The organism is Photorhabdus sp. S10-54 (assembly GCF_963878145.1).
Taxonomy (GTDB): Bacteria; Pseudomonadota; Gammaproteobacteria; order Enterobacterales; family Enterobacteriaceae; genus Photorhabdus; species Photorhabdus kayaii.
The window spans coordinates 1-4,919 of the sequence record NZ_CAWNXG010000090.1 but is presented as its reverse complement, the minus strand read 5'-3'; the positions used below and the strand labels follow the sequence as shown (position 1 = coordinate 4,919).

The 4,919-nt window shown below is 45.1% G+C and carries 4 protein-coding genes and 3 pseudogenes; 6 read left to right on the top strand and 1 reads right to left on the bottom strand.

What is annotated here, in order from left to right:
* The 5 genes and pseudogenes from AACQ83_RS23270 to AACQ83_RS24835 all read left to right on the top strand — a co-directional run.
* Positions 1-191: pseudogene (locus AACQ83_RS23270) on the top strand (group II intron reverse transcriptase/maturase); the annotation flags it as partial.
* Positions 192-375: 184 nt separating this feature from the next.
* A complete protein-coding gene (locus AACQ83_RS23265; protein WP_112879783.1) occupies positions 376-594 on the top strand; it encodes a hypothetical protein in 219 nt (72 codons plus the stop codon).
* A gap of 65 nt (positions 595-659) precedes the next feature.
* A complete protein-coding gene (locus tag AACQ83_RS23260) occupies positions 660-1,598 on the top strand; it encodes a site-specific integrase (protein ID WP_205068674.1) in 939 nt (312 codons plus the stop codon).
* Positions 1,571-2,572 (top strand): tyrosine-type recombinase/integrase, encoded by a 1,002-nt coding sequence (locus AACQ83_RS23255; RefSeq protein WP_112879781.1) that lies wholly within the window; start codon positions 1,571-1,573, stop codon positions 2,570-2,572. The genes AACQ83_RS23260 and AACQ83_RS23255 overlap by 28 nt, the downstream gene beginning before the upstream one ends.
* Positions 2,573-2,737: 165 nt before the next feature.
* Positions 2,738-3,515: pseudogene (locus AACQ83_RS24835) on the top strand (IS982 family transposase); the annotation flags it as partial.
* A 29-nt stretch (positions 3,516-3,544) separates the two neighbouring features.
* Here the strand turns inward: AACQ83_RS24835 and AACQ83_RS23235 are convergent.
* Positions 3,545-4,501: an IS110 family transposase gene (locus AACQ83_RS23235; protein ID WP_112879780.1), complete on the bottom strand. Its 957-nt coding sequence runs from the start codon at positions 4,499-4,501 to the stop codon at positions 3,545-3,547.
* A 245-nt stretch (positions 4,502-4,746) separates the two neighbouring features.
* On the opposite strand from AACQ83_RS23235, the pseudogene AACQ83_RS23230 reads away from it, so the two are divergent.
* A pseudogene (locus AACQ83_RS23230) lies at positions 4,747-4,919 on the top strand (IS110 family transposase); the annotation flags it as partial.

Below are 4,919 nucleotides of genomic sequence, written 5' to 3'. Positions count from 1 at the left end.
ATGGCACGGTTGTGGAAATCGACATCCGAAAGTATTTCAACACAATACCCCATATTGAGCTGATGAGTTTACTGCGGAAGAAGATATCAGATCGCCGTTTTCTCAGACTGATTGAGGTCTTAATAACAGCACCCGTTATCAAGGGCAAACAAGTATCCGAGAACGTGCGCGGATGCCCCCAAGGTGCGTTATGTAAAGCTTTACATAACGCACCTAATGCACAGTGAAGATAAATGCGCAGTGATGCTAAATTGGGCGTATGGGATCAGGCCATACGCCACAAAGAGTAAGCATAATAAATTGAGACATATTCAAATCTGACCAGGATGGTTATGGGGAAGTCCCCAACCTCACCTTTTATCTGGAGATTTGAACATGAAAAAATTACCGATCAGAGTACTTATCAGCCTGCTTGAGCAGGAACTTATTCGCATGGGATATAAGGAAACTACTCTGAATTATTATTGTGAACACTGGAAAAGGATCGCCACGTATTTTGATGAGCATCACGAGAATTTTTTTCCGAGCGTATCGCAATGCAATATGTGGATGAAAAATGCGACTTTTTTGCTAAAGAAAAGGCTGGATTACTGACACAAAGTAATATCTATCTGCTCCGGATTGTACGAATGATGGGCAATTTCCAGCAACACAGAGCGGTGCTGCGTCGGTATCATCGTAGCCTTTCTAGAATAAATGTCCCTGAAAATATCATCCTGTTAAGCCAGTTCCAGCAACACTGTAAAAATTGTGGTTATGCGGCTTCCACAACTAAAGGTTATTGCAGAACCGCCGAAAACTTTGCCAGTTTTATGGAATCACACAACCTGAGCGTTGAGGCGCTGAAGGCAGAGGATCTTCCTGATTTTGTCAGAACACTGATGGGCTATAGCCACAAGATGGTAGAGTTTGTTCTCTGTGGACTCCGGTGTTTTCTCCGGTTTCTTTACAACGAAAAGGGACTTGCCGCAGATTTCTCTGATTCGCTTCCCTGTATGCAGACTCGTCAGCAAACAAAAATCCCCTCCGTCTGGAAGAAAGACGATTTTCTCAGGTTGCTGGCAGCGATTGATCGCGGGAATCCGTCCGGCAAACGGGATTATACCATCATTCTGCTGATTACGCGCTTGGGCCTGCGTTGTATTGATGCAAAACGTCTGACATTTTCAAATTTTAACTGGGCTGAAAACTATCTGGAATTCTCACAATCCAAAACTCAAAAGCCAGTACGCCTGCCACTTTTAAAAGATGTCGGCTGGGCCATCATTGATTATCTTCAGAACGGACGTCCTGTCAGCGATTCTCCTTATGTATTTTTACGACATCTTGCGCCCATAGCCCCTTTTTCTGATGAAGATCATCTGTACCAGATGATCGTGAAGTACATGCGCGTGGCAAAGCTGCCGGTGTCTGAAAAGAAAAAAGTGGGGATGCACTCCCTTCGTCATACGTTGGCTACCATGTTGATGGAACAACAGACACCGATTGAGGAAATCGCTGATATCCTTGGTCATCAGAGTACTCAATCCACATCGGTCTACCTGAAAAGCAGTCTGAAGCTGCTTTGCGAATGCGCACTCAGCCCGGAGGTGAAATGATGGACTATTTATCTGCTTTCGCCCCACACATTACTGGATTGATCCAACAGAAGCGGGTTTTAGGGTACAAATACGATTCCGAGCCAGGCATTCTCCGACGCTTTGATACCTTTTGCAGAGAGTGCCATCCTGGTGAGGTCACGATAACCCGTGAACTTATGTTGGCGTGGGCTATAAAACGTCCCGGAGAACACCCAGCTACTTTACAGGGACGTATTACCCCAGTCAAAGAACTAGCAAAATACATGATGAGACTGGGATACAACGCATTCTGCCTGCCAAAGGGCATGATGCCACGGATCCCCCGGTATATGCCGCATATCTACTCAAATGATGAGCTGAAGCGGATTTTCATTCAAACTGACCGTTGCCATTATTGCTCGAGCGTTCCCCATCGTCATCTTGTAATGCCAGTCTTTTTCCGACTGCTTTACAGTTGTGGATTACGAGTGACAGACGCACGACTGCTAAAAGTTGAGGACGTCGATTTAAGTGAAGGTGTCATTACCGTGATGAACGCCAAACTGGACAGACACCATCAACTCCCGGTATCACCCGACATGCTGACGCAGCTGAAAGCATACAGGCAAAACACTCACCTGTTATCCAGCCCGAAAGATTGCTTCTTTCCGGGGCGGGATTTAAAGCCGATGACAATAGGCAATGTGGAGAAAAATCTGCGGAAATTTCTCTGGAAAGCAGGAATTTCTCATGGCGGGCGAGGGAAAGGACCAAGAGTACATGACTTCAGACACACTTTCGCCGTTCATTGTCTTCGTCGCTGGGTACTGGAGGGAACAGATTTGCGGGCGCTCCTTCCTGTGTTGCAAACATATTTGGGACATGTCTCGTTAGGGGATACGGCTTACTATCTTCATCTGACGGCGGATTTGTTTCCCAATATCACGGAACAGGTGGAAAGGGTTTTGGGGAACATTATTCCAGAAACAGGGGGCTATGATGAAACCAACTGATTTCGCCAAAAATCTGACAACATTTTTTACCCGCTATCTGCCCGGTGTTAAAAACCTCAGTACAAATACACTATTAACCTGAGGTTTGCTTAAGAAGGGAACTAAGTGCCTGAGGCACGATCAAAGTTTTTGTCAAAGAAAACAAAATCGTGGAGATCCTCAGGCATGTCTAATTTAGAAGAACTTTACTGCGGCGTCGATGACTTTTGCCAACAATTTATTCCTCTCTGGCATCAACAGTTAATTGGAAATGGCTTGCTCAAACGTCGCCGCGACGCTTCCCTTTCTCTCAGTGAAGTGATGACGATACTCATTTTATTCCACATGAGCCATTATCGTGATTTTAAAACGTTTTATATTCAGCATGTTAAACACTATCTTCAGGCCGATTTTCCTGGATTGGTCAGCTACACCCGTATGTTAACCTTGAAGCAAAGGGCGCTCATTCCTCTCTGCGCTTTTCTTTCGTCATGCAAGGCTGAAACCCTGGGGATCGCTTTTATTGATTCAACCAAAATTGCCGTTTGTCACAACCTCCGTATTCCCCGTCATCGCGTATTTGAGGGCGTTGCCCAGCGAGGGAAAACGAGTACAGGCTGGTTTTAAGGTTTTAAACTTCATCTGGTTATCAACGATTGTGGTGAACTTTTAGCGGTTAAGTTGACCTCAGGAAATCAAGATGATCGTCATCCAGTCAAAGCGTTGGTACAAGGGTTAACAGGGTGTTTGTGGCGATAAAGGGTATTTGTCACAGGCCCTGTGCGATGAACTGGAAGCAGAAGGAATAACGTTAATCACTCATGTCCGTAGTAACATGAAAGCAAAAGCGTTATCTCTCTGGGATAAGCTGATGTTAAGAAGGCGATTTCTGATAGAAACGGTCGTGGATCAGCTCAAAAATATTTCTCAAATAGAACATTCAAAGCACCGCAGTCAGCTCGGTTAATGAGCAACTGTCTTTCACTTTAAACTTTAAACCGTGTGGAGTGATTCGTCCCACGGTTTATTTGTTTTTACCATTGCATTGAGGATGACCAATAATTTACGCATACAAGCAACGATGGCAACTTTATTGGGTTTGCCTGCAACTATCAGCCTCTTGTAGAAAGCACAAAGCACGGGATTAAATCTAATTGCCGTTAACGTAGCCATATACAGCATTCGCCGCACCATTGCTCTTCCTCCAAATATCGTTCGTTTCCCACGGAAGAACCCAGAATCTCGATTGAACGGTGCAACACCAATCAAGGCGCTAATTTCCCGGCGTGTTAACTTACCCAGCTCTGGCACGTCAGCAATCAGGGTGGCTACCGTGGCAGGGTCAACGCCTTTTACTGTGGATAATAAATCGAGTTTGGCACGATGAAACGTTTTGATATGTTTAGATAATGCAGCTTCAATGACTTTAAGTTGTTCCTGTATAAAGCTGATCATTAAAGTGATACTTTCTCGAATTTCTGGATGGCAACTTCCCAACCTTTGGCGTTCTGAGATAGAAAGTGTAACCAATTGGCGGAGATGCGCGATTATGGCTTGCAGCACCTGTTGCTGAGTAGATGGTAATACCCTGGCTATTTTATCCCGGTCTGTTCGTTGGGATAAAACCAGAGCCAACTGTGCCAACACCTGAGCATCTATTTTATCGGTTTTGGCTAAATTACCCATTGCCTTAGCAAAGTCACGGGCTTGTCGGGGATTAACGATGGCAACAGCCAGCCCCAGAGTCTGCAAAACACAGGCGACGGGTACCTCATAACCCCCTGTTGCTTCTAATACAACTAAATCAATTGTATAATTAGCGAGTGTCACCGTGAGTTCATCGTGGCCTTCAGGGGTATTTGGGTATGTCATTACGGTTCCCTGAGCACCAAGTGCAATTTCAAGTGAAGCTTTGACAACATCAATACCGACACAAATAGTTTCAGTCATGGTTCTTCGGCTCCCATTCTTGCAAATACGAATTTTGTTTCAAGCAACTGTTCGGGTTTTTCGAAGAAAAGTAACAATCACGCGTCGAAAGCTCATTAACGGGCTTAATCCCTTGATGGTTATCTGACTGCATGATTGTTGCCAATCTCACTTAACCATAATAAACCAGATTAAAGATACAAGATGGTCACTCCCACCCTGTGAGAGGTACGCTAGCAGGGTATTTTATTTTAGAGGGAACCATCATGCAAAACGTTACGCTTATTGGTATCGATCTCGGTAAACATTCCTTCCATGTCCACTGTCAGGACAGGCAGGGTAACGCCCTGCTGCGTAAGAAGTTTTCCCGCACTCAGCTTATGAATTTTCTCGGTTCCTGCAAGGCTGCAACCGTAGTGATGGAGTCCTGCGGTGGGGC

What these genes read in the sequence shown, in the direction of transcription:
- AACQ83_RS23265 (WP_112879783.1), top strand. Translation starts at nt 376, where the DNA reads ATGAAAAAATTACCGATCAGAGTACTTATCAGCCTGCTTGAGCAGGAA.
- AACQ83_RS23255 (WP_112879781.1), top strand. Translation starts at nt 1,571, where the DNA reads ATGCGCACTCAGCCCGGAGGTGAAATGATGGACTATTTATCTGCTTTC.
- AACQ83_RS23235 (WP_112879780.1), bottom strand. Translation starts at nt 4,501, where the DNA reads ATGACTGAAACTATTTGTGTCGGTATTGATGTTGTCAAAGCTTCACTT.